Annotated in this window: 18 protein-coding genes; 6 read left to right on the top strand and 12 right to left on the bottom strand. The window is 68.4% G+C overall.

Annotated elements, in window-relative coordinates; genetic code table 11:
• Positions 1 to 3: 3 nt before the first annotated feature.
• From AC0IYU_RS24925 to aptA, 3 genes are all read right to left on the bottom strand, one after another.
• On the bottom strand, positions 4 to 1,452 hold the full coding sequence (locus AC0IYU_RS24925; protein ID WP_472122298.1) for a CsgG/HfaB family protein: 1,449 nt from the start codon (positions 1,450 to 1,452) through the stop codon (positions 4 to 6).
• A gap of 14 nt (positions 1,453 to 1,466) precedes the next feature.
• Complete coding sequence (locus tag AC0IYU_RS24920; protein ID WP_472122295.1) at positions 1,467 to 2,042, bottom strand: hypothetical protein; 576 nt, start codon at positions 2,040 to 2,042, stop codon at positions 1,467 to 1,469.
• A 259-nt stretch (positions 2,043 to 2,301) separates the two neighbouring features.
• Positions 2,302 to 3,636 (bottom strand): omega-aminotransferase AptA, encoded by a 1,335-nt coding sequence (gene aptA / locus AC0IYU_RS24915; RefSeq protein WP_472122292.1) that lies wholly within the window; start codon positions 3,634 to 3,636, stop codon positions 2,302 to 2,304.
• Positions 3,637 to 3,706: 70 nt separating this feature from the next.
• Here aptA and purU point away from each other — a divergent pair, with 70 nt between their 5' ends.
• The 3 genes from purU (at position 3,707) to AC0IYU_RS24900 (ending at position 6,611) form a co-directional block, all read left to right on the top strand.
• Positions 3,707 to 4,573, top strand: a complete 867-nt coding sequence (gene purU, locus AC0IYU_RS24910; RefSeq protein WP_472122289.1) for a formyltetrahydrofolate deformylase — start codon at positions 3,707 to 3,709, stop codon at positions 4,571 to 4,573.
• A gap of 86 nt (positions 4,574 to 4,659) precedes the next feature.
• A complete protein-coding gene (locus AC0IYU_RS24905; protein WP_472122285.1) occupies positions 4,660 to 5,352 on the top strand; it encodes a DUF2846 domain-containing protein in 693 nt (230 codons plus the stop codon).
• On the top strand, positions 5,349 to 6,611 hold the full coding sequence (locus AC0IYU_RS24900) for a S1 family peptidase (RefSeq protein WP_472122282.1): 1,263 nt from the start codon (positions 5,349 to 5,351) through the stop codon (positions 6,609 to 6,611). Before AC0IYU_RS24905 ends, AC0IYU_RS24900 begins: the two co-directional genes overlap by 4 nt.
• Before the next feature lie 21 nt (positions 6,612 to 6,632).
• Here the strand turns inward: AC0IYU_RS24900 and AC0IYU_RS24895 are convergent, their stop codons facing one another.
• The 4 genes from AC0IYU_RS24895 to AC0IYU_RS24880 form a co-directional block, all read right to left on the bottom strand.
• On the bottom strand, positions 6,633 to 7,007 hold the full coding sequence (locus AC0IYU_RS24895; RefSeq protein WP_472122280.1) for a YXWGXW repeat-containing protein: 375 nt from the start codon (positions 7,005 to 7,007) through the stop codon (positions 6,633 to 6,635).
• 111 nt (positions 7,008 to 7,118) lie between these two features.
• Positions 7,119 to 8,438 (bottom strand): SGNH/GDSL hydrolase family protein, encoded by a 1,320-nt coding sequence (locus tag AC0IYU_RS24890; protein WP_472122278.1) that lies wholly within the window; start codon positions 8,436 to 8,438, stop codon positions 7,119 to 7,121.
• Positions 8,439 to 8,503: 65 nt separating this feature from the next.
• Entirely contained in the window at positions 8,504 to 11,797 is a 3,294-nt protein-coding gene (locus tag AC0IYU_RS24885) for a carboxyl transferase domain-containing protein (protein WP_472122276.1), read from the bottom strand.
• Positions 11,798 to 11,807: 10 nt separating this feature from the next.
• Positions 11,808 to 13,463, bottom strand: coding sequence for an AMP-binding protein (locus tag AC0IYU_RS24880; RefSeq protein WP_472122274.1), 1,656 nt, complete (start codon positions 13,461 to 13,463; stop codon positions 11,808 to 11,810).
• Between the two features lie 85 nt (positions 13,464 to 13,548).
• Between AC0IYU_RS24880 and AC0IYU_RS24875 the strand changes: the two genes are divergently transcribed.
• From AC0IYU_RS24875 to AC0IYU_RS24865, 3 genes are all read left to right on the top strand, one after another.
• The gene (locus tag AC0IYU_RS24875; protein ID WP_435441066.1) at positions 13,549 to 14,238 is read left to right on the top strand and encodes a TetR/AcrR family transcriptional regulator; all 690 of its coding nucleotides are present in this window, start codon (positions 13,549 to 13,551) and stop codon (positions 14,236 to 14,238) included.
• 22 nt (positions 14,239 to 14,260) lie between these two features.
• Positions 14,261 to 15,517, top strand: a complete 1,257-nt coding sequence (locus AC0IYU_RS24870; RefSeq protein ID WP_472122273.1) for a branched-chain amino acid ABC transporter substrate-binding protein — start codon at positions 14,261 to 14,263, stop codon at positions 15,515 to 15,517.
• Positions 15,518 to 15,947: 430 nt separating this feature from the next.
• Complete coding sequence (locus tag AC0IYU_RS24865) at positions 15,948 to 19,178, top strand: bifunctional cytochrome P450/NADPH--P450 reductase (protein ID WP_472122271.1); 3,231 nt, start codon at positions 15,948 to 15,950, stop codon at positions 19,176 to 19,178.
• Positions 19,179 to 19,197: 19 nt separating this feature from the next.
• Here AC0IYU_RS24865 and AC0IYU_RS24860 read toward each other — a convergent pair whose 3' ends face one another.
• From AC0IYU_RS24860 to AC0IYU_RS24840, 5 genes are all read right to left on the bottom strand, one after another.
• Complete coding sequence (locus AC0IYU_RS24860; protein WP_472122268.1) at positions 19,198 to 19,977, bottom strand: esterase/lipase family protein; 780 nt, start codon at positions 19,975 to 19,977, stop codon at positions 19,198 to 19,200.
• Positions 19,978 to 20,065: 88 nt separating this feature from the next.
• Complete coding sequence (locus AC0IYU_RS24855) at positions 20,066 to 20,701, bottom strand: TetR/AcrR family transcriptional regulator (RefSeq protein ID WP_472122266.1); 636 nt, start codon at positions 20,699 to 20,701, stop codon at positions 20,066 to 20,068.
• Between the two features lie 20 nt (positions 20,702 to 20,721).
• Positions 20,722 to 21,162, bottom strand: coding sequence for a phasin family protein (locus AC0IYU_RS24850; protein ID WP_472122263.1), 441 nt, complete (start codon positions 21,160 to 21,162; stop codon positions 20,722 to 20,724).
• Between the two features lie 91 nt (positions 21,163 to 21,253).
• A complete protein-coding gene (locus AC0IYU_RS24845; protein WP_472122260.1) occupies positions 21,254 to 21,808 on the bottom strand; it encodes a hypothetical protein in 555 nt (184 codons plus the stop codon).
• 158 nt (positions 21,809 to 21,966) lie between these two features.
• Positions 21,967 to 23,694: a WS/DGAT/MGAT family O-acyltransferase gene (locus tag AC0IYU_RS24840; protein ID WP_472122257.1), complete on the bottom strand. Its 1,728-nt coding sequence runs from the start codon at positions 23,692 to 23,694 to the stop codon at positions 21,967 to 21,969.
• Between the last annotated feature and the right edge of the window lie 25 nt (positions 23,695 to 23,719).

Here is a 23,719-nt window from a genome sequence, read left to right as displayed (position 1 = left end):
CGTTCAGTCGGCCTTGGCGGCAACGACGGATGCTGCGGATGCGGAGGGCGTGGCGGGGGTGGCGGGCGCAGCGCCGGTCACCACCGGGCTGCCGACACGCAGCTTTGCGATCTCCTGCAGGCCCGGCCCGTCGCGGTGGATCGAGGTGTCGGCCGCATCGGGCCGCCACGTGACGCTGATGGCGCCCGGCGGCACGCCGCGGTTTGCCAGCGCGGAGGTGACGGCCGCGATGCGCTGGTCGGTCAGCTCGTCGCGCTTGCGGGCGTCCCAGTTCTCGGTGTCGCGCGCCACCAGCACGATGTCGCTCGCACCCTTCTTGGCGGCGCCCGCGATCTGGTCAATCAGCGCCAGCGTGCTGCCGCCGAGCGCGGTCGCGCCGAAGTCGAACGGCACTTGCGTGGCGGTGCCGGTGAGGCGCGCGCCGCCCTGGCCGGCCGCGTTGACCGCCACGCCGCTTTGCACCACGGGCGTCGTCACCGCCGCGCCGCCCACCGTGGCGTCGCCAGGGTTGTCGACCTTGCGCAGCTGGTCGGCGGGCACCAGCGGAATCTGCTCGCCGCCGCCCGGGCGCATCGTCATGCAGGGCCGGTGGTCGACCTGCGTGACCGTCGCCATGAGCCGCACCACGCCCTCTTCGAGCGCCGCGCGCACGCCCATCTGCACCGGCTCCTGGCCCTTGGCGCCGATGTCCACGTCATACAGCTTGCTGCCGAAGAAGCGGAACACGTTCAGGCCGACCTCGTAGCCGTTGAACTGCTTGGTGAGGCTCACCGTGCGCACCACCATCAGCGTCTTGGTGTCGACGATGCGCAGGTCCACGCTCACCGACTGGCTGAAGGTGCGCGCCTTCACGCCCACCTGGTTCACCGCGAACTCCGCGCCACCCGAGTTGATGTTGTAGTTGAGCTCGGTGATGCCGCCCACGATGAAGTAGTCGGACTTGTTGATGGTGCCGCCGAAGTACGGCAGCCACGGCACGTTCTGTCCGCCGTTGGGTCCGCCGAGCTGGTGCGTGCGGCCGTCGCCGAGCTGGCGGCGATCGGCATAGGCCAGCTCGCGCTCGGCGATCACCGGATCGAAGCGCTCGGCGATGCTCACCGCGCCGCCGAGCTTGCCCAGCGCCGAATACACCATGAGCGCGCCGCCCTGCGTGATGGCGTTGCCCTCGTTGATGCTGTACTTGCCGGTGTAGTCCTTGACCTCGCCCACGCCGATGACGATGGGCGCGCGCCGCGTGGCCGCGATGTGGTCGGCGTAGCAGGCGAGCACCGCCTCCATCGGCGTGACGTTGTCGCGCACCGCGGGGCCGAGCACCACGGGCGCTTCGCCGGCCGCGAAGCGCTGCTGCGGCGCGGAGACGCAGGCGGCGAGCAGGGCGGTGGCGGCCGCGGCCGTGGCCAGGCGTGCGAGAGGACGCGCTGAAAAGCGCGTGAAAGGTCGTGTGGTGTGCATGGTGCGCGTTCCGTTCAGTTGAGAACGCCGAAGGCGCAGGCCGAGCTGCCGCCCACGCTGGCCGTCTGTGCGCCCGCGTTGCCTTGCGTCGAGTTCAGCGCCTGGTTGGCTGCGCCCTGCACCTGCGTGCTGGTGCCGCCGACGACGGCCGAGCCGACCGCGCCGGCATTGGCCTGCGAGGTGCCCACCGTCGCGCCGCCGAGCGTGCCGACCGCCGTGCGGCTGTCGTTGCCCGAAGCGGCCGAACTCGCACCCGAGGTCGATGGCGAGTTGGCCGTCGTGCTGTTGTTGCCGTCGTTGCCCGTCGAGCTCGCGGAGACGCTGCAGTTGTACTGGCGCCCGATGGTCGTGTTGTAGACCGGCGCCGCGTAGTAGCCGCTCTTCTGCTTGCGCACCATGTCCTGGATGGCGGCCTGGTTGACCTTGTCGGTGCTCGTCTGGAACTGCCACGACGAGTTTTCGCCGGCGTTGTTGGCGAGCGCCGGCGGTACCACGCATGCGAGGACCAGCCCGAGCATGGCGACCGGTGCACGACGGCTGCGGCGGTACGCCGACCCGGGGTCGGCGGCGATATGAAATACGCGAGGCATGACTGCTCCTTTCGAGAACCGCACTTCGTGAATCCAAAGTGCTACGTTTCGCGAACGGATGCTAGGGATGGGCCGATGCCGCCGGTATCCCGCGAACCGGTGGAATTGATGGGGACGACCCGGAGCCGCAGCCACCGGATCCGGTGGCTGCAGGGCCACGCGCGGGTGCGTCACGCATCGAAGAACAGTCGCCAAAAAAAAAGCGGGGAGCGCCATGCAGTCGCTCCCCGCCGTGGATCGGCCGCGCCGATTCAGATGATCAGGCGTGCGCCTTGATCGAATCGGCCAGCGTGTTCACCAGCCTGTCGATGTGCGACTTCTCCACGATGTACGGCGGCGCGATCACCAGCACGTCGCCCGCGGCCCGCACCAACGCACCCTTGTGGAAGCAGTCCAGGAAAATGTCGTAGGCGCGCTTGCCCGGCAGGCCCGCGATGGGCGCGAGCTCCACCGCCGCGGCCAGGCCGAGGCTGCGGATGCTGATCACGTTGGGCAGGCCCTTGAAGGCGCTGTGGAAGGCATCGCCCAGCACCTGGCCCATTTCGCCGGCGCGCGAGAACAGGTTTTCCTGCTTGAACAGGTCGAGCGTGGCAACGGCCGCGGCGCACGCCACCGGATGGCCCGAGTAGGTGTAGCCGTGGAAGAACTCCACCACGTGCTCGGGCGCGTCGGTCTTCATCATCGCGTCGTAGAGCTTGTCGCGGCAGATCACGCCGCCCAGCGGAATCACGCCGTTGGTCACGCACTTGGCGAAGTTCAGCATGTCGGGCACCACGCCGTAGTAGTCCGACGCGAAGTTGGTGCCCATGCGCCCGAAGCCGGTGATGACCTCGTCGAAGATCAGCAGGATGCCGTGCTTGTCGCAAATTTCTCGCAGGCGCTTCAGGTAGCCCTTGGGCGGCAGGTACCAGCCGGCCGAGCCGGCCACCGGCTCCACGATGATCGCGGCGATGTTGCTCGCATCGTGCAGCGGCAGGATGCGCGTCTCGAGCTCGACCAGCGGGTCTTCGGCCCACACCGGTTCCTCGTTGTGGATGTAGGCGTGGTTCACCGGGTCGTGAATGAAGCGCATGTGGTCCACGCGCGGCAGGAAGGCCGAGCCAAACACCTTGCGGTTGCCCGGAATGCCGCCCACCGACATGCCGCCGAAGCCCACGCCGTGGTAGCCCTTTTCGCGGCCGATGAACACGTTGCGATGGCCTTCGCCGCGCGCGCGGTGGTAGGCCAGCGCCACCTTCATCGAGGTGTCGGCCGCCTCGCTGCCCGAGTTGCAGAACAGCACCTTGTTGAGGTCGCCCGGCGCCAGCGCGGCAATGCGCTCGGCCGCCTCGAAGGCGCGGTCGTTGCTGACCTGGAAGGCGGTGGCGTAGTCGAGCGTGTCGAGCTGCTTCTTGATGGCTTCGTTGATGGGCTTGCGGTTGTGGCCCGCGCCCACGCACCACAGCGAGGAGATGCCGTCGATCACCTTCTTGCCGTCGTGGGTGGTGAACTCCATGCCGTCGGCCGCGACGAACACGCGCGGGTCTTTCCTGAAGTGACGGTTGGGGGTGAAGGGCAACCACTGGTTGTCCATGTTGAAGTCCTGGTGGGCCATGTCTCGCTCCTGCGGGTATGTGGTGGACGAAAATCGCAATTCTGGCACCCCTGCCACAATGACGCCCCTGATGACGACCACTACGCCTTCCTCGCCCGCCTACATCCTCACCCTCTCCTGCCCAGACCGGACAGGCATCGTGCACGCCGTGTCGGGCTTCCTGCTCGAACGCGGCGCCAACATCGAAGAGGCCGCCCAGTACAACGACCACGGCACCGGCCTGTTCTTCATGCGCGTGCGCTTTGCCGGCGGCGCGCACAGCGACGCGGTGCTGCGCGAGGAACTGAAGACCTTCGGTGCCGGCTTCGGCATGACCCTGCAGCTGCACGCCGCCGCCGAGCCGATGAAGACGGTGATCCTGGTGAGCAAGGAAGGCCATTGCCTCAACGACCTGCTGTTCCGCTGGAAGAGCGGCCTGCTGGCCATCGACGTGCGCGCCATCATCTCGAACCACCGCGACTTCTACCAGCTGGCCGCCAGCTACAACGTGCCCTTCCACCACATCCCGATGACGGCCGCGACCAAGGCGCAGGCCGAGGCCAGGGAGCTGGAGATCATCGAGGCCGAAGGTGCCGAGCTGGTGGTGCTGGCGCGCTACATGCAGATATTGAGCAACGACCTCTGCCGCAACCTGGCCGGGCGCGCCATCAACATCCATCACTCGTTCCTGCCCAGCTTCAAGGGCGCCAAGCCCTACTACCAGGCGCATGACCGCGGTGTGAAGCTCATCGGCGCCACCGCCCACTACGTGACGGCCGATCTCGACGAGGGCCCGATCATCGAACAGGACGTGGCCCGCGCCGACCACACCGCCACGGTCGAAGACCTCACGGCCCGCGGCCGCGACACCGAGACCCAGGTGCTGGCCCGCGCGGTGAAGTGGCACAGCGAGCACCGCGTGCTGCTGAACGGCCATCGCACGGTGGTGTTCCGCTGAAAGCACACCGGTCTTCGCACTCGCCAGGGCCGGCACCCCGCATGTAAGCGGGTGTAGCATGCAGCGCCAAAAGAGGAGAAGGCGCAATGCGACGTTGGATCGGTGGAGTGGTACTGGCGGTGCTTGCCGCCTGCCTGTTCGGGTGCTCGGCTTCGGGCCCCCGGTTTTCGGAGATGGCCCAGGCCATGCCCTCGTTGGGAGACAACGAGGGTCGCATCTACTTCTACCGCGACTCCATCATGGGCGCGGCGCTTCAACCCGAGGTTTCGGTCAACGGCCAAGTGGTGGGCAAGTCGCAGCCCAACAGCTTCTTCTACATCGACCGGCCGGCCGGCTCCTACCGGGCCACTGCCCGCACGGAGGCCGAGGCCACCATCGACATCGTGTTGCGGCCAAAGCAGACGGCCTACGTGAAGATGAGCATCGGCTTCGGCTTGCTGGTCGGACGGCCCGCATTCGAGCGAATGCCGGAAACAGAAGCACGGCGAGAGATACCGAACCTGGCCTATGGCGCAAGCCCTGCGACCAAGGCCGAAGCCGGCGCCGCGCCGGCCGTGGAACGCGCGGCTGCAGTGCAGCAGCCGCCTGCGACGCCCGCACCCGCGCGTGCTGTGACACCCACGCCCGCGCCGGTCCAAGTCGTCGCACCGGCACCCGCTGCTGCGGCGGCGGCGACCACCGCAGCGCGCAAGACCGCGGCCCCCATCGCTCCCGACGACACGCCCTTCGCCAGAACGCCGCTGAGCGATCTGCGCTTCCTTATGCAGTCCCCCCGATGAGACATCGTTTCCCCTTCATCACACTCACCCTGGCCACGGCCCTGGCTGCTTCCACAGCGGCAGCCCAGGGGGGCGGCGCGCTCGCACCCGACGCGCTTTTCGTTCGCGTGTCACCCAGCGTCTGGGTGGTGCAGGCCAGCGACGCGCAAGGCAAGGTGCTTGCCACCGGCAGTGCCATCGCGACGGGCCCCGGTACCGCGGTCACGAGTTGCCAACTTCTCGCCAAGGCCAGTGCCGTGACGCTGAAGCGCGACAACGTCAGCTACGGCGCAGGACTGGAATTTCCGGACCCGGAGCGTGACCTGTGCCAACTGCGCGTAGCGAACTTCACGGCGCCGGCCATCGGCCTGTCACCGTCGACCGCCTTGCAGGTCGGCATGCCGCTCTACGTCGTGGGTTCGCCTCGGGGCAAGGAACTGACGTTGGGCATCGGCATGCTCGCCGGCTTGCGCCGCAGCGGTGCCGGCGAACCCGAGGCCCTTCAGCTCGCGTCCGCGCCTGAGTCGGGTCTGGGTGGCGCCGGACTGTTCGACGCACAAGGCCGGCTGGCAGGGCTGGTCAGCACAGCGCCCGTCGGTTCGGCCGCGGCCAACCTCGCGGTGCCCGCGTCATGGATTGCCGACCTGCCGACGCGGGGCCGTCGGGCACTCGAGCGCCTCAAGGCGCTGCCTGCAACGGCATCCATCAGCGACACCGCGTCTGCGCCGAACGGCCGGCCCAGCGTGATCGAGTACCAACTGCACGACGGCCTCACGAACATCTCCCGCAAGGTGATTTATCGCGCGGACCCGGCAATGGACGACAGCCTCAGCTTCAACAGCGGTGGCTGGGTCGAGAAGCCGGGCGGCGAAGTGGTCAGCGTCACGAGCGCGATCGCCGGTGAGTTCGATGCGGCGATGCCTCCCGGCGGCTGGGTCAAGCCGAACTACAAGGAAGAAGCGACCTGGAGAGCACGTTACAGCTCGGTGCTCGGCGGTTTCCGCGTCAACATGGACCTCAACGGCACCGTGATGGAAGACGCGACGCTGCGCGTGGGCGACAAAGACCTCAAGGTCGTGCACATCGAGTACCGCGGCTTCATGCAACGCTTCGCCAACGCGGGTGCCGTGATGGGCAACCAGTACGGCCCCTACCGGGCCGATGTCTGGTTCTCGCCGGAACTGGGACGCGTCGTGCGCTTCGAAGTGCAGACGCGTGGCGGTACGGCCGGCGGTGTGTTCCAGGTCCGGGAAACCCTCGAGCTGGTGAGCATCCGCTAGAGGGTTTCTTTCTTCGCGCCGTCAGTTCCGGTTCGGATTGTTCGGCCGGCGGTCGTAGCGGTTCGGCACGCCGTCGCCGTCACGGTCCCAGCGTCCGGCGCTGTATTGCCAGCGGCCGCCGTCCTGGCGCCATTCCGGCGCGCGGTAGGCATAGCCCGGGCGTTCGCGCACCCACACGCCGCCCACCCACGCGTGGCGGCCGCCACGCCATTCATAGTGCCCCGGCGCCCACACGTAGCCGCGTCGCGGCGGCGGCACGCGTTCGAAACGCGGCGGCGGCGGTGCCACCTGCACCGCAACCAGCGGTTGCGCCTGCGCGGCCATGGGAACGGTCAATGCACCCACCGACAGGAGCGAAGCAGCGCCGATGGAAAGAGCCAATGCGATTGTTTTCATGAAGGACTCCTCATGAGTTGTAGGAGCCTTCATGCTGCCCAGCCCATGTGAACCGCCTGTAAGCGGGGCGCGAAGTCTTGTGTAAAGCTGTTTCGCGCTTTTTGCGCCCGCCTACTCCTGCAGCTCGTGCAGGTCCACCGCCGCGGCCATCGCTGCATGGCCGGCCTTGTTGGGGTGCAGGTGATCGCCCGAATCGAACAGTGGATTCAAAGCCTGCGGGTCCGCGGGGTCGCGCAGCGCCGCATCGAAATCGATCACGCCGTCGATGTCCTGCCGCCCGCGGATCCAGCGGTTGACGGCCTCGCGCATCGCCTCGTTGCCCTCGGTCCAGTAAGGCGTGTTCTTGAACGGTGGCACCGTGCCCAGCAGCAGCTTCACGCCCTTGGCGCGCGCCTGCTTGACCAACTGCTGCAGCCCCTCGGTGATGCGCTCGGACGTCGGCGTGTCGCGAGGCGCCATCTCCGCGCCGGGCACCCGGGCGAACACCGTGCGGCCGATGTCGTTGGTGCCCAGCAGCACGATCGCATGGGTCACGCTGCTCTGGCGCAAGGCATCGCGCTCGAAACGGGAGAGGCCGCTGGGCCCCAGGCCGTCGGCCAGCAGCCGGTTGCCGCCGATGCCCGCGTTGATCACCGCAACGCCCTTGCCGCCTGGTTGCGTGTCGCGCAAGCGCGTGGCCAGCATGTCGGGGTAGGCACCGGAGGTGGCTTCCGAGCTGCCCGCGGTGATCGAGTCTCCGAAGGCCACGACGGTGCGCACCGGCTTGCTGGTGAGCACGTCCAGTCCGGTCATGATCTGGTTGAGCACCAGCGGCGTCGGGCTCTTCAGCTTGGGTGCCCTCACGGCATTGCCGGGCGCCACCCAGGTCGTGCCCGACTCCGGCATGGACACCGTCGAGAACGGCGTCGATTGATCGAAGAAGGCGCTCACCACCACGGTCTGCCCCGCCTGCGCCGGCAGGTCGATGCCGTCGCTCCAGGCGTCCGCACCCGGTGCGATGGTGAGGCTGGTGCGGCCGCCGAAATGCAGCATGCGCAGCGTGGTGGGCGAGAAGGCATCGGCGCCGGTGCCGCGCGCCGCGCTGGCGGCGGCAATGCGCAGCGGTGTCTTGCCGAAGCGGTTGGAAAAGCGGATGCGGATGCGTTCGCCGTCCAGCGTCAGTTCGAGCTGCTGGCGCAGCGTCTGCCCGCGCAGGTCATTGCCTGCGGGCGATGAATAGCTGGCACCGTTCGGGCTCGCGGCCATTTCGCGGAAATCGAGCGGCGCCACGGCCCAACTCGCGACCCAGTGCGCATCGGCCGATTGCTTGGGCGTGTTCTCGGTAGGAATGGCCTGGACGCCGAAAGCCAGCGCCGCCAGGCAGAAAGCGGCCAGCCCGTGCGCGAGAGCAAGCTCGCGCGCATGAGCCAACCAACGTGAAACCAATGTCATGCAGGCAAAGCCGCTGAGTGTAGGCAGCTCCTTTGACCCTTGCGTGACGAGGCCTAGCCATGTGGTTACCAAGTGTCCACATAGGGCGAGACGGGCTGCAGCGCGCGCGTGGCCGATTCCAGCCCCCGCACCAACCAGGTGCGCGTTTCGGCGGGGTCGATCACCGCGTCGATCTCCAGCGTCTGCGCCATGTGGATCGCCTCGCCGTTCTCGTACTGCTGGGCCACGAGCTGCCTGAACAGCGCGTCGCGTTCCGCACCCTCCGGCACGGCAGCCAGTTCCTTGCGGAAACCCAATCGGACGGCGCCTTCCAGCCCCATCGCGCCGAATTCGCCAGTGGGCCAGGCCACCGTGAACACGGGCGCGTCGAAGCCGCCCGCCGTCATCGCCTGCGCGCCCAGGCCGTAGCCCTTGCGCAGCACCACGGCAAAGAACGGCACGCGCAAATGCGAGGCCACCATGAACATGCGGCACACGTGGCGCACCTGCGCCTGCGCCTCGATCTCCGGGCCGACCATGAAGCCCGGCGTGTCGCACAACGACACAATTGGAAGGCCGTGCGCATTGCACAGCTGCATGAATCGCGCGGACTTGTCGGCCGCTTCCACGTCGATGGCGCCGCCGAGGTGGTGCGGGTTGTTGGCAATCAGCCCGACCGGCCGGCCCTGGATGCGCGCCAGCGCGGTGAAGATGCCGGCACCGAAGCCCGCACGCAGTTCGAGCAGTGAGCCGGTGTCGGCCACGCCGCGCATCGCGGCCCGCACGTCGTACACGCGCAGGCGGTTCTCGGGCACCACGTGGCGCAGCGTGCGCGGGTCGGCGCATTGCCAGCCGGTGGTCGGCCCCTGGAAGTACGAGAGGTACTGCTTGGCGGCAGCCACGGCAGCCGCTTCGTCTTCCACCAGGATGTCGATCACGCCGTTGCGCGACTGCACGCTGCTCGGGCCGATCTGCTCGGGCGCGAAGGTGCCCAGGCCGCCGCCCTCGATCATCGCGGGGCCGCTCATGCCGATGTTGCTGCCCCTGGTGGCGATGATCACGTCGGCGCAGCCCAGCAGTGCCGCGTTGCCCGCGAAGCAGCGGCCGTGCACGATGCCCACCACCGGCACCTTGCCCGACAGCGCCGCGAACTGGCTGAAGGTGTGGTTGTTCAGGCCCGCGACGATGGGCATGTCGGTGTCGCCCGGCCGCCCGCCGCCGCCTTCGGCGAACAGCACCACCGGCAGCTTGAGCTGGTGCGCCACCGCCAGCAGCCGGTCGGTCTTGTGGTGGTTGCGCATGCCCTGCGTGCCTGCCAGCACCGTGTAGTCGTAGGCCAGCACGGCGCAGCGCGACGCCTCGGGGCCGAACAGCTTCGCGTTGACGCTGCCCAGGCCCGTGACCATGCCGTCGGCGGGCGTGTTGGCGATCAGGTCTTCGAGCGTGCGGCGGCGCGTTTGCGCGGCGATGGCGAGCGCGCCGTACTCGATGAAGCTGCCGGGGTCCGATGCGGTGTCGCACAGGTCGGCGATGTTCTCGCGCGCGGTGCGTCCGCCCTGTGCGTGGCGCTTGTCGACGGCAACCTTGCGGTTGGCGTCCAGCGTGGGTGCGTGACGATCGATGACCTTGCGCAGGTCGGGACGGATCGCGTCGAGGTCCTGCGCGGTGCGCGCCTCGGCTTGCACGGCCTGCGCATCGACGGCCTCCAGCTGCACCAGCGACTGGCCTTCGACGAGATAGTCCCCGGGTGCGGCCAGCAGCGCAACCACGCGGCCGGCCACGGGCGCATGCAGCAGGTGCTCCATCTTCATCGCCTCGAGCACGCCGAGCTGTGCGCCGGCGGGCAGCACGTCGCCCACCTCGACCTCGAACTGCACGAGGCGCGCGGGCATCGGTGCCTTCACGGTCAGCTCGTCCGAGCCGTCGTCGGCAGCGACCGCTTGCACAACCGGTGCCGCCACCGTCTTCCTGGTCGTCTTTTCGAGCAAGGCCGCGCCGGCCAGCAGGTCGCCCAGGTGCGCTTCCACGAAACGCGTGTGCACCGCCTGCGTCGCGAACTCCGGTCGTGCCGCGATCGCGCACAGCAGCGACAGGTTGGTGGCAATGCCCTCGATGTGGCACTCGTCCAGCGCGCGCAGCGAGCGGCGCAGCGCGTCTTCGAAACGCGGCGACGGCGACTGCACGATGAGCTTGGCCAGCAGCGTGTCGTAGTGCGGCGAAGGCGCCAGGCCCGCGTAGCCGTGCGTGTCGACGCGCACGCCGGGGCCGGACGGAAGGTCGAAGCGCGCAAGCGTGCCGCCCGAAGGCCGCGCGTTGCCCTGCGCATCGAGCGTCTCGGCGTTGATGCGCCACTGCAGCGCGAAGCCGCGCTGCGGCGCGGTGCGGTCGGCCTCCACGCCGAGTTCGCCCAGCGACTGGCCGCCGGCCACGGCAATCTGCAGTTGCACCAGGTCCAGGCCGGTCACCGCTTCGGTGACCGTGTGCTCGACCTGCAGGCGCGGGTTCGCCTCGATGAAGACGAAGGGCAGCGTCGCCGATGCCGCATCGACCAGGAACTCGAAGGTGCCAAGGCCGCGATAGCCGACCGTCTTCGCCATGCGCAGCGCCGCCTGCGTGACCTGCGCGCGCAGGGCTTCGGGCAGCGAAGGGCTGGGCGCGATCTCCACGAGCTTTTGAAAGCGCCGCTGCAGCGTGCACTCGCGCTCGCCCAGGCTGGCCACGGCGGTGCCGTCGCCCAGCACCTGCACCTCGATGTGCCGCGCGTTGCGCATCAGCCGCTCGACGTACACGCCTTCAATGCCGAACGCCGCCTTGGCTTCGGACATGCAGCGCGCATGCGCCTCGGGCAGCTCCTGCGCGCTCAATACCGCGCGCATGCCGCGCCCGCCGCCGCCGCCGATGGCCTTGACCATCACGCCCGCGCCCTGCGCATGCTGCTCGGCGAAGAAGGCCTGCGCCTGCGCGAGCGTGACCGCGCCCGCGCTGCCCGGCATCACCGGCACCTCGCATTGCACGGCCAGCGCACGCGCGCGCGCCTTGTCGCCGAACAGGCCGAGCTGCTCGGGCGTGGGGCCGATGAAGACCAGGCCGGCGTCCGCGCAGGCCTGCGCGAAGTCGGCCCGCTCGCTGAGGAAGCCGTAGCCGGGATGCACCGCATCGCAGCCCTGCGCCTTCGCCACCGCGATCAGCGCGGAGACATCGAGGTACGCGGACGGCCCGGTCGCATCGAGCGCGACGGCGGTGTCGGCCAGCTGCACATGCAGGGCGGCAGCGTCGTCGCGCGCATGCACCGCCACGCTGGCAAGACCCAGGTCGCGCAGCGCGCGCACCAGGCGAACGGCGATCTCGCCGCGGTTGGCAATCAGAACTTTGGAGAACAAGCGGAACCTCTCAGTGGGGGTCTTTGAGCAGGCGGCGCAGCACCTTGCCCGCGCCCGTGGTGGGCAATGCATCGATGAAGCGCACGGCGCGCGGCGCCTTGTAGCTCGCCATGTTGTCGCGCGCCCAGGCCACCAGCGCGTCGGCCTCCAGCGTGGCGCCGGGCTTGCGCACGATGAAAGCCTTGACGACCTCGCCCTTCTCGGCGTCGGGCTGCGCAACGACGGCCGCCTGCGCCACCGCCGGATGCTTGATGAGGATGGTCTCGACCTCTTCCGGAAACACGCTGTAGCCCGAGACCTTGATCATTTCCTTGAAGCGGCCGATGAAGGTGAGGTAGCCGTCGGCGTCGAGCTTGCCCATGTCGCCGGTGTGCACCCATCCGTTGCGCAAGGTGGCGGCCGTGGCTTCGGGCTTGTTCCAGTAGCCCTTGAACGTGCCCTGGCTGGTCAGCACGATCTCGCCGACCTCGCCCGCGGGCAGGTCGGCCTGGGTGTCGGTGTCGATGATGCGAATGGTCACGCCCGGCACCGCGATGCCCTGCGTGCCCCAGCGCGGCGCGTGGTGCGGCGTGTAGGTGTCGCAGGTGTGGGTTTCACTGAGGCCGTAGGCCGCCTCGAACGAGGTGCAGTTCGGCGCATGCGCGCGCCACTGCTGCGCGAGCGGCTCGGTGAAGGTGATGCCGAAGCTGGTCACCGGGTTCATCTTCAGGCTCGACAGGTCGAAGCCGGCGATGCCGGGCACCTGCATGCAGGCCACGTTCATCGGCGCGATGCTGTACCACCAGCTCACCTTGTACGTGGCGATGGCCTGCAGCACGGCATGCGGATCGAAGCGGTGCAGCAGCACCGAGGTCGCGCCGCTCAGCACGGGCACGTTGACGCCCATCAGCATGCCGGCGATGTGGTACAGCGGCGCGATGGACAGCAGCACGTCGGCCGGGCCCACGCCGTTGCAGTCGGCCGCGGCGCGCGTCTTGAAGAGCGCATTGCCGTAGCTCAGCATCGCGCCCTTGGGCAGGCCCGTGGTGCCCGAGGTGTAGGTCATGAGCGCGATGTCGTCCATGCCGATGGCGACGGGCCGAGGCTTCGCATCGGTGCCCATCACCGCGAGGAAGTCTTCGCAGTCCGGCGGCACGCTGCGTTCGGCCTTGCCTTGCGCGGCGAGCTCCGCCGCCAGTTCGCCCGGCAGGTCGGGCGACGGTTCGGCGGGCAGCAGGTCGGCGTAGTGCACCACGAACACATGCGCGAGCGCGCTGGCGGACTGCACCTTGCGCACCACCGGCAGCAGCGGCGCGGCCGCGACGATCACGCGTGCCTTCAGGTCGTTGACCTGGTAGGCCAGCTCGTGCTCCTTGTTGAGCGGGCCGCTCGGGCAGACGATGGCACCGATCTTCTGGATGCCGAAATGCGCGACCAGGTACTGCGGGCAGTTGTTCAGGAATAGCACCACCGGCTCGCCCTTGGCCACGCCCAGGGCCTGCAGCCGCGCGGCGAAGGCGTCGCTCGCACGGTCGAGCTCGGCCCAGCTGAGGGCGCGGCCGTACCAGATGCAGGCCGCGGTGTCGCCGCGTTCGCGCGCGTGGCCGCGCAGGTACTCGTGCAGCGGCTGCTCGGTGCGCGGCGGCAGTTCGCGCAGGTTCTGCGCTGCGGTCCGGGTTGTCTCCATGGCGTCTCTTTCTCAGGGTTATCGATAGCCGCCCACGCATGGCGGGCGCTTGCCAACGCCGCATGGTGCACGAACAATCCTACCCATGGGTATAACTTCGGCGACACGGCACAAACCCTCTGGAGACCAGAGCGAGACCACGGCACAGCCGCACCTGCCGCAGGGCACCGGCCGCCAGCGCGCGGCCACGCAAAGCACCGACGTGCAGCGCGAGCGCATCCTGCAGGCGGCCGCGCAGCTGTTCGCGGCGCAGGGCTACGCGAACACCACCATGGCGCAGATCGTGCGCGCGCTGGGCGTGACCAAGCCCTTCGTGTACTACTACTTCCGCGACAAGCAGGAGATCTTCGAAACGCTCTCCTGGCGCCCCGCGGTCGACTGCTTCACCGCGCTGGACTTCGCGGCCGGCGACCCGCGCCGCGCCAGCGAGAAGGTGATCGAAGGCATCGAAGGGTTGATTCGCGCGACCATCGCGCACCACCCCTGCGCCTTCTTCGCGTACCGCGAACCGCAGGTGTACCGGCCCGAATACATCGCCGCGCAGAAGAAGCTGGCGCACCACTTCTACGACCTGCTGTGCCCGCTGCTCGAAGAAGCGCGGCGCGACGGCGACCTCGACTTTGCGGAGACCAAGATCACCGCGCTCGCGGCCTGCAGCCTGCCCGGCTTCCTGTACAGCTGGTACCGCCCGGGCGGGCGCCTGTCGCCCGACGAGGTGGTGGCCGAGCTCACCAGGCTGGCCAGCCGCGTGATCGGGCTGCAGGCGAAGAACTGACCACCATCCCCGGAGACACACCATGAAGCTGAAGAAAGCGCCCCTGGCGCGGATCGCCCTTGCCTGCCTGATTGCCACAGCGGGCGCCGCACAGGCCCAGCAGCAGACCTACAAGATCGCCTACATCGACCCGCTCTCGGGCCCCTTCGCCAACGTCGGCGAGCTGATGCTGATGCACACGCAGTACGCCATCGAGGACATCAACGCCAAGGGCGGCGTGCTCGGCGGCACGAAGCTGCAGCTGCTGCAGTTCGACAGCAAGCTCTCCGCGCAGGAAAGCCAGAGCGCGCTGCAGGCGGCCATCGACCAGGGCGCGAAGGCAATCGTGACGGGCGGCTCGGGCTCCTCGGTGGTCACGGCGCTGGTGCAGTCGGTGGCGCGCTGGAACCAGCGCAACCCGGGCAAGGAATTGATCGTGCTGAACCACTCGTCCATCGATCCGGAGATGACGGGCAAGGCCTGCAGCTTCTGGCACTTCCAGACCGAGGCCAACACGGCGATGAAGATGAAAGCGCTGGCCAACTACATCAAGAAGACGCCGGACGTGAAGAAGGTCTACCTGCTCAACCAGGACTACGCGCACGGCAAGCAGTGGGCGAGCTACGGCCGCCAGCTGGTGGGCCTGGCGCGCCCCGACATCCAGTTCGTCGGCGAAACGCTGCACCCCATCGGCCGCGTGAAGGACTTCGCGCCCTACATCGCCAACGTGAAGCAAAGCGGTGCCGACTCGGTGATCACCGGCAACTGGGGCCAGGACATGACGCTGCTGCTGAAGGCGGCGGGCGACGCGGGCTACAACCTGCGCTACTTCAACCACAGCGCGGGCTCGGTGCCGGGCACGGTGACGGCGGTGTCGCAAGCCAAGCTGGGCCAGCTGACCTGGGTGGCCGAGTGGCACCCGGGCGAGGCCGACACGCCGAAGGTGGACGCGCTGGCCAAGGCCTACAAGGCCAAGACGGGCAAGGACTTTCTCGCGCCGCGCATCGACATGACGCCGCGCCTGCTGGCCGCTGCCATCGACAAGGCGGGCAGCGTCGACACAGTGAAGGTGGCGCGCGCGCTGGAAGACCTGAGCTTCGACTCGGTGGTCGGCCCGGTGCGCATGCGGGGCGAAGACCATCAGCTGTTGCTGCCGCAGGTGGTCAACACCATCGCGCCGGTGGACGGCAAGACGGTGAAGGTGGGCTGGGAAGGCACCAACTACGGCTTTCGCACCGATGCTGTCTATACGGGGAACGAACTGGCACAGGGGACTGATTGCAAGATGGTCCGGCCTTGAGTCTTCGGGGCGCCGTGGTTCATCAGGCGCTGCTGTTCAGGGCGTGTGAACAGGCCGCCGGGTACTCCCCTGCGCGAATGTCCCCCGGGGCTGCGCCCCTCCTCCTTTATTTCGCTGCGGGAAGCACCCGACGCCCTGTTCACCCGGGCACGCTGTCGGTTTGCGGCTGATCAACAACCGCTGCTGACAACGCTCACGCCGATGGGGTGCCTTGCGCAGCGAAATAAAGGAGGAGGCCGCAGGCCGGGGGACATTCGCGGAGCAAGGTACCCCGTCGGCGTGAGCGCTCCTTGAAGCACCCGCCCCTCTCCGGCTTTCAAGGGAGGACCTAAGGGAATCCCCGCCCTGCCCACGCCCTGTGCCGTCGGGATACTCCGGTTGTTACACCCCGGACATCCGAAGCGGGTGCACTCCAAAGGCACGACAGACCATGGCAGGCAAAAACTCGCTCCACCCGATCCCGCATCCGGCGAAGAAGCCCTTCGTCGGCAACCTGCTGTCGATCGGGTCCGACTCTCCCGTGCTCGACATGTGGAAGATCGCGAAAGAGCTCGGCGGCATCTACTGGCTCGACATGCCGGGCATGCCGGTGATCGTGGTGTCCTCGCCCGCGCTGGTGGACGAGCTCTGCGAGGAAAAGCGCTTCGACAAGAGCACGCGCGGCGCATTGCGCCGGCTGCGCGCCGCATCGCACGGCCTGTTCACCTCCGACACGCACGAGGAAACCTGGTCGAAGCCGCACAACATCCTGCTGGCCAACTTCAGCCAGCGCGCCATGCAGGCCTACCACCCGATGATGCTGGACATCGCGGGCCAGCTGGTCACCAAGTGGGAACGGCTGAACTTCGACGAAGAGGTGGACGTGGTGCGCGACATGACCGCGCTCACGCTGGACACCATCGGCCTGTGCGGCTTCGGCTACCGCTTCAACTCGTTCTATCGCGAGGGCTTCCACCCCTTCGTCGACGCGATGGTGCGCACCCTGGAGACGGTGCAGAACCGCCGCGGCCTGCCGCTCGAAGAACTGATGCTGAAGAAGGAGCTCGCGCAGCAGCGCAAGGACATCCGCTACATGCACAAGATGGTGGAAGACATCATCGAGGAGCGGCGCGCGAGCGGCGCCGACATTGCCACCAAGCCCGACCTGCTGAGCTACATGATCGCGGGCGTGGACAAGAAAAGCGGCGAGAAGCTCTCCGACAAGATGATCCGCGACGAGTGCATCGAATTCCTCATCGCGGGACACGAGACCACCAGCGGGCTGCTCTCGTTCGCCATCTACTTCCTGCTGAACAACCCCGAGGCGCTGGCCAAGGCGCAGGCCGAGGTCGACAACGTGTTCGGCCCCGACACCACGCAGAAGCCCACCTACGCGCAGGTCAACCGGCTGCAGTACGTGATGCAGGTGCTGAAGGAATCGCTGCGCCTGTTTCCCACCGCGCCGGCCATCTCGATGCGCGCCAAGGAAGACACGACGATCGGCGGGCAGTACACGATCAAGAAGAACAACATGGTCATCATGCACGCGCTGGCGCTGCACCGTGACAAGGGCATCTGGGGCGAGAACGCCGACCAGTTCGACCCCGACAACTTCAGCCGCGAGGCCGAGCGCGAGCGCCCGGTGAACGCCTTCAAGCCTTTCGGCAACGGGCAGCGCGCCTGCATCGGGCGGCAGTTCGCGCTGCAGGAGGCGGTGCTCACGCTGGGCATGATCCTGCAGCGCTTCAACCTGGTGGACCACGCGGGCTACCAGCTGAAGATCAAGGAGGCGCTCACCATCAAGCCCGAGGGCTTCAAGATCAAGGCGCTGCTGCGCGACCCGGCCACGCGGCCGCGCGGCAGCATGACCGACGCGGCGGCGGCGCCGGTGCAGCCCACGCAGCCGGCCGTGCGCAAGCCGCAGGCCGCGCGCCACGGCACTTCGCTGCTGGTGCTGCAGGGCTCCAACCTCGGCACGGCAGAAGACCTGGCGCGGCAACTGGCCGAAGCGGGCGAGCTGCGCGGCTTCTCGACGCAGCTGGCCTCGCTCGACGACTACGCCGAGCGCCTGCCGGCCAACGGCGCGGTGGCGATCGTCTGCGCCTCGTACAACGGCGTGGCGCCCGACAACGCGGCCGAGTTCCACCGCTGGCTCGACAAGGCCGACGACGCGCTCAACGGCGTGCGCTTCAGCGTGTTCGGCTGCGGCAACACCGACTGGGCCGCCACCTACCAGGCCGTGCCGCGCCGCATCGACGAGCGGCTCGAGGCGCTGGGCGCCACGCGCGTGCATCCGCGCGGCGAAGGCGATGCGCGCGAGGACATGGACGGCGCCTTCCAGGACTGGAGCGACGCGCTGTGGCCCGAGCTGGTGAAGGCTTTCGACATCAAGACCGGGGCCGACGCGCCCGCGCAGAGCGAGCCGCTGTACACGCTGGAAGAACTCCCGCCGCCGCAGAAGAACGCGCTCGTCGATGCGCTGGGCGCGGTGGCGCTGCGGGTCATCGAGAACCGCGAGCTGCAGAGCCCGGCCGATGGCGGTGTGCACGGCGAGGCCGGGCGCTCCACGCGCCACGTCGAGCTGATGCTGCCCGAGGGCCTGATCTACCGTGCCGGCGACCACCTGAGCGTGGTGCCGCGCAACAGCCCGACGCAGGTCGAGCGCGCCATGGCGCGCTTCGGCTTCGACCGCACGGCCCATGTGCGCCTGCATGCGGGCGCGGGTCGCAAGGCGGCGCTGCCGGTGGAGCAGGTGATTGCCGTCGACCGGCTGCTGGGCGACTACGTCGAGTTGCAGGACGTGGCCACGCGCAAGCAGATCGCCACGCTCGCGGCGTACACCGAATGCCCGTTCACCAAACCGAAGCTGGCGGCGCTGTCGGGCAGCGACGAGGCCTCGCAGGCGGCGTACAAGGCCGAGGTGCTGCACAAGCGCAAGTCGCTGCTCGACCTGCTCGAGGAACACCGCGCCTGCCAAGTGCCGTTCTCGGTGTTCCTGGAGATGCTGTCGCCGCTGTCGCCGCGCTATTACTCGATCTCTTCATCGCCGACGATGACCCCGGGCCGCTGCAGCGTGACGGTGGGGGTGGTGCGGGAACCGGCGCGCTCGGGCATGGGCACCTTCGAAGGCGTGTGCTCCAACTTCCTGGCGCGTTCGGAAGCCGGTGACACGGTGCATGGCGTGGTGCGCGAGACCACGGCCGAGGGCTTCCGCCTGCCCGAGGATGCGAGCCGCCCGCTGATCATGGTCGGCCCGGGCACGGGGCTGGCGCCGTTCCGCGGCTTCCTGCAGGAGCGCGCGGCACAGATCGAGGCGGGCCATTCGCTGGGCGAGGCGCTGCTGTTCTTCGGCTGCCGGCATCCGGCGCAGGACTTCATCTATGCCGAGGAGCTGAAGGGCTGGGCGCACCGCGGCGTGATGAAGCTGCACACCGCGTTCTCGCGCTCGGGCGAGCGCAAGGTCTACGTGCAGGACCTGATCCGCGAGCAGGGGGCCGAAATCTGGAAGCTGCTGGAAGCGGGCGCCGTGGTCTACGTGTGCGGCGACGGCTCTCGCATGGAGCCGGACGTGCGCCGCACACTGAGCGACCTGGCGCGCGAACACGGCCAAGACAGCGCGGCGTGGATGGACAGGATGATTGCCGACCAGCGCTACGTGCTCGACGTGTGGGCCGGCGCGTAGCCTCGCCCAGCCTCGCAGGTCAGCTCGCGCGGTCCGGGTCCGGGTAGACCAGCGGCCCCAGCAGTCCGCGATTGAAGGGCTTCCACTGGCCCTCGGCCTGCGACAGCCGGTCGGCCACCGCATAGAGCACGGCCGGGTGCGCGCCCAGCCCCAGGTGGCTGGCCATCACCTCGATGTTCTCCGACTGCGGGCCGGTCTTCTCGATGCTGCAGCGCCAGGCCACCACGCCGTCGGTGCGGCTGAAGATGGAGGTGGTGGGCACGGGCGGCGTGGGTTGCACGAACTTCATGCGGCGCGGGTCGTGCGAGCTCTGGCCGCTCACGCCCTCGTACACGCGCCAGGCGTTGGTGGCGCGCGGGCTGCCCGAGAACGGGCTGCCCAGGGTGATCACGTCGCGGATCATGTGCGAATACGACGACGCCAGCATCCGTGCGTACACGCCGCCCAGGCTCCAGCCGATGACGCTGACCTTCTCGCCGTTCTTCTCGTGCAGGGTCTTCAGCAGCTCGACCATGCCGTGCTCCACGCCTTCGCGCGGGCCGAGGTTGCGGCCCAGGCCCCAGCCGTGCGCGTCGTAGCCGCGGCTGCACAGGTAGCGGCGCAGCAGCAATGTGGAACCGTCGCCGGCCACCAGGCCCGGCAGCACGATCACCGGGTGCCCGTCGCCGCGCGGCGTGAGCTGCAGCAGCGGCCACATGGCGATGCCGGCGCCGGTTTCCCAGAGCGCGCGCGCTTCGGCCAGCAGCAGCAGGCGCGACGGCGGGGCGATGGTGTCTTTGGCGTGGGTGGCGGTGGTCATGGTGCGGGTTCCTTGTCTGCCGATTCTTGTCTGTTGACGACGAAGTTGGGGCTCTGGCAGCCCATGCCCCGTCGGACAACAACGTCATTTATCCGAGGTATTTGCCCCTCAGGTAATCGAGGTAAGCCCTCGATTCACTGGAAACATATGGCGAAACGAGCGTGAGCGTGTAGAAAGCCGCCAGGCCCGGGTCGGCCTGCGCCAGCGCGTCGCGCCCCGGCACCAGCCGCTCGAACGACAGCCAGCAGGTGGTGGTGAACACCATCTGCAGCGCCAGGATGCGCGCCTGCTCCGCGCTGGTCTCGATCACGCCCGAGGCCACCAGGCCTTCGCACAGCGCCTGCGCGGCCAGCAGGTTGTGCGCCGTCAGCGCCTGCGCGCGCTGGCCCAGCGCCGGGTATTCGCTGGCCAGAAAGGCCATGTCACGGTAAATGAAGCGGTACTCGTCGATGGCCTCGAAGCGCAGGTGCAGCGCCAGCCACAGGTCGTCGATGGCGGCAATGGCGGCCGACGAACCGTTCAGGGCCTCGAGCCGCTGCTCGAAGCGCCGGAACAGCCATTCGACGATCAGCTGCTTGGCCTTGAAGTGGTAGTGCAGGTTGCCCGGGCTGATGCCGAGCTCGGCCGCGATCTTGTGCGTGGACACGGCGGCAAGGCCCTGCGCGTTGAACAGCGCAAGGCTGGCCTGCAGGATGCGATCGCGCGTGGTGTTGGAACTGGCCACAACCGGCTTGTGTCGTGGCTTCAGCGCCTGGCGCGGCCGCGCGGGGCGGCAACGCCGGTGCCTGCGGTGCCTTCGAGTTGCGCCACCCGTTCGCGCAACTGCGCGACCTCGTCGCGCAGGGCCTGCACCTCCTGCGCGCCCGGCATGCCCAGGCGCTCCAGCGCGGTGGCGACGCGCTGGTCGAACACGTCCTCGAACTTGCGGATGCCGAAGCTGTCGAGGCTGGGGACCTTGCCCTGCCGGATGCCAAGCAGGCCTTCGATCACGTTAGCCTGGCGCTTGGCGACGTCGTTGCGCACGGTGTCCAGCGCCTTCAGGCCCGCGCGCAGCAGGCCTTCGGCCTTGCCGGGCTCGGGCGCCTTCGGCGTCTTCGGCGTCTTCTTCGTTGCGGTTGCCGCCTTGCGCGGGGCCGCTTTCCGCGAAGCCGGCGCCTTCTTCGCAGGCGCCGCCCTCTTCTTCAACTTTGCAGTTTCTTCAGGACGGGTCGCCATGCGGTGCTCCAGATGCCGGGAAAAAGAAAAGGGGCGCCGGGTGCCCCGGGGCCCCCGGAGTTCAGGCGGCCTTGCGGGCCGCAGCGCGGCGAACCGGCTTGCGGGCCACGGCGGCCTTGGCCTTCACCGTGCGGACCGGCTTGGCTTCTTCGGCGCCGCTCACACGGGCTTCGATCTGCCGGGTGCCGGCGACGATCTTGTCGGCGATCTGCACCGAGACGGTGGCGATCGGCTGGTTCAGCGCGCCCAGGGCGTTGATCACCGAGGTGACGACCGGCGACTCGACGCGGGCCACGCGGCCGGCGACCGTTTCGATGCCGGTGGTGGTGCCTGCTGCGACGCGGTCCATCACGGAGACGATGCGGCCGGTGTCGATGTCCAGGCGGTTGGCCAGGAAGCCGTTGATCTTTTCTTGCGCGCCGATCAGGTTGGCCTTCACCTGTTCGCTCACCATCGGAATCTGGCGGCTGCCCAGGAAGTTGCTGTAGCGCGAAGCGGCGCCGCCCAGCAGGCGGTGCACGCCGGTGCGGTAGGCGCCGACCAGGGTCTTGCCCGCGTCGTTGTACTGGCCGACGACGTGGACGGCTGCGGATGCGATGGTGGTTTGCGTGGACATGGTGATTTCCTTTGAAGTGGATGGGCTCGCGAAGGAAACCGAGAGGTTCTGTCGCGATGGGCCTATCTTCTTCCCGGGGGCCTAGGCCTGGAAAACTAGAACGGTCGGAAAACTAGTCCAACTGCCCCAACTTTCTGCAGGCCGGGCCCGCGCGCCGATCATGCCGCAGCGGCGCGCGGGGCGCGGGCGCGCTTGGCCGGCGCGGCCTTGCGGGCCGGCGGCTTGGGCGCGGCGGCTTTCTTTGCAGCAACCTTTTTTGCAGCAACCTTTTTCGCGGCGGCCTTGGCAGGCGCCTTGGCGACAGTTTTTGCAGCGGCTTTGACAGGCGCCTTTTTGGCGGCCACCTTCACAGGCGCCTTCTTGCGCGCGGCAGGCGTCTTCTTTGCGGCGACGGCCGGCGCCTCCTCGTCCGACGGCTCCTCCACCGTCTTCGGCGGCGCGGGCGCGGGCGCCGCGCCGGCGGCGGCAGGGTGCTTCTGCGTCAGTTCCATCAGCAGCTTGTGCTCGGCCAGCATGTAGTCGCCGATCTCGGTGATGTCGGGCACGGCGCGGCGGCAGGCGATCAGGCCGTAGTCCATGCGGCCGTTGTAGCTCTGCACCGTGACGTTGAGCGCCGTGCCGTGGCTGGCGATCGACACCGGGTAGTAGCAGGTGACCAGCGCGCCGGCAAAGTACATCGGGAACGGCGCCCCCGCCACGTTCGAGATGGCCACGTTGGCCGCCGGCGGCAGCAGGTTGACGATGCCCGAGCGTCCCACCATCGACGCAATGCCCGACACCAGCCAGGGCGCAGCAAAGGTCGGGAAGTCGTCCAGGATCACCGCCTTGAAGCGGTTCATGGTCGACTTCGACGCGTTCGACGACGTGTTGATGGCCTTCAGCCGCTGCACCGGGTCGGTGATGTCGGTGGCCAGGCTCACCAGGATCATGCTGGCCTGGTTGTTGGCCGTGCTGTCGCCCGCCTCGCGCAGGCTCACCGGCACGCCGGCCACCAGCGGCTTGGCGGGCAGCTCGTTGTTGTCGGCCAGGTAGTGCCGCAGCGCGCCGGCCACGGTGGCCATGACCACGTCGTTGAGCGACACGCCGAAATGCTTGGCGACGTACTTGGTCTCGGCCAGCGAGATGGTGCGCCCGGCGAAGGTACGCTGGTTGGTGATCGACACGTTGAGCGAGGTGCGCGGCGCGAACAGGTTGAACTTCTTCGGCGCGGCGGCCGTGTCCTTCTCGGCCGACTTCTCGTCGGGCTTGGCCAGCCCGCCGATGGCACGCGCGATGGCCGGCGCCATCTTGAAGAGCTTCACGTACTGCTGCGCGGTGTTGCGCAGCGCCGCGGTGGCCAGCTCGGCCATGCCCAGCTGGTAGCCGCTGCTGCGCGGGCGCGAACGCGGCGGCTTCACCACGCGGCCGGTGGCCTCGAGGTCGAAGATGGCCTTGCCCAGCTCCACGCCGGCCTGCCCGTCGATGCCGGCATGGTGCACCTTGGTGTAGAGCGCCACCTGGCCGCTCTTCAGCCCGTCGATGATGAAGAACTCCCACATGGGGCGGCTGCGGTCGATGAGCGTGGAATGCAGCCGCGCCACGTACTGCTGCAACTGCCGGTTGGTGCCCGGCTTGGGCAGCGTGATGTGGCGCACGTGGTAGTCGAGGTCGATGTCCTCGTCGTCCACCCACACCGGGTTGGACATGTCGAAGGGCATCAGCGCCAGCTTGCGCGTGAACACGTCGGCCAGGTGGATGCGGCTGGCCATGAAGTTCTTGGCGTCTTCGTAGAAGTCGCCCTTGTAGCCCTTGGGCAGGTCGAGCACGTTGAGCGAGCCCACGTGCATCGGCATTTCCGGCGTTTCCAGGTGCAGGAAGGTGGCATCAAGACCGCTCAGGTGTTTCATGTGTTGTGTCTCCTAGGTGGGGCTG

The organism is Variovorax sp. AC103 (assembly GCF_979254005.1).
This window is presented reverse-complemented; position numbering and strand designations above follow the sequence as displayed.

Coding starts and splice junctions, on each gene's coding strand:
- AC0IYU_RS24925 (WP_472122298.1), bottom strand. CDS start 1,452: ATGCACACCACACGACCTTTCACGCGCTTTTCAGCGCGTCCTCTCGCA.
- AC0IYU_RS24920 (WP_472122295.1), bottom strand. CDS start 2,042: ATGCCTCGCGTATTTCATATCGCCGCCGACCCCGGGTCGGCGTACCGC.
- aptA (WP_472122292.1), bottom strand. CDS start 3,636: ATGGCCCACCAGGACTTCAACATGGACAACCAGTGGTTGCCCTTCACC.
- purU (WP_472122289.1), top strand. CDS start 3,707: ATGACGACCACTACGCCTTCCTCGCCCGCCTACATCCTCACCCTCTCC.
- AC0IYU_RS24905 (WP_472122285.1), top strand. CDS start 4,660: ATGCGACGTTGGATCGGTGGAGTGGTACTGGCGGTGCTTGCCGCCTGC.
- AC0IYU_RS24900 (WP_472122282.1), top strand. CDS start 5,349: ATGAGACATCGTTTCCCCTTCATCACACTCACCCTGGCCACGGCCCTG.
- AC0IYU_RS24895 (WP_472122280.1), bottom strand. CDS start 7,007: ATGAAAACAATCGCATTGGCTCTTTCCATCGGCGCTGCTTCGCTCCTG.
- AC0IYU_RS24890 (WP_472122278.1), bottom strand. CDS start 8,438: ATGACATTGGTTTCACGTTGGTTGGCTCATGCGCGCGAGCTTGCTCTC.
- AC0IYU_RS24880 (WP_472122274.1), bottom strand. CDS start 13,463: ATGGAGACAACCCGGACCGCAGCGCAGAACCTGCGCGAACTGCCGCCG.
- AC0IYU_RS24875 (WP_435441066.1), top strand. CDS start 13,549: ATGGGTATAACTTCGGCGACACGGCACAAACCCTCTGGAGACCAGAGC.
- AC0IYU_RS24870 (WP_472122273.1), top strand. CDS start 14,261: ATGAAGCTGAAGAAAGCGCCCCTGGCGCGGATCGCCCTTGCCTGCCTG.
- AC0IYU_RS24865 (WP_472122271.1), top strand. CDS start 15,948: ATGGCAGGCAAAAACTCGCTCCACCCGATCCCGCATCCGGCGAAGAAG.
- AC0IYU_RS24860 (WP_472122268.1), bottom strand. CDS start 19,977: ATGACCACCGCCACCCACGCCAAAGACACCATCGCCCCGCCGTCGCGC.
- AC0IYU_RS24845 (WP_472122260.1), bottom strand. CDS start 21,808: ATGTCCACGCAAACCACCATCGCATCCGCAGCCGTCCACGTCGTCGGC.
- AC0IYU_RS24840 (WP_472122257.1), bottom strand. CDS start 23,694: ATGAAACACCTGAGCGGTCTTGATGCCACCTTCCTGCACCTGGAAACG.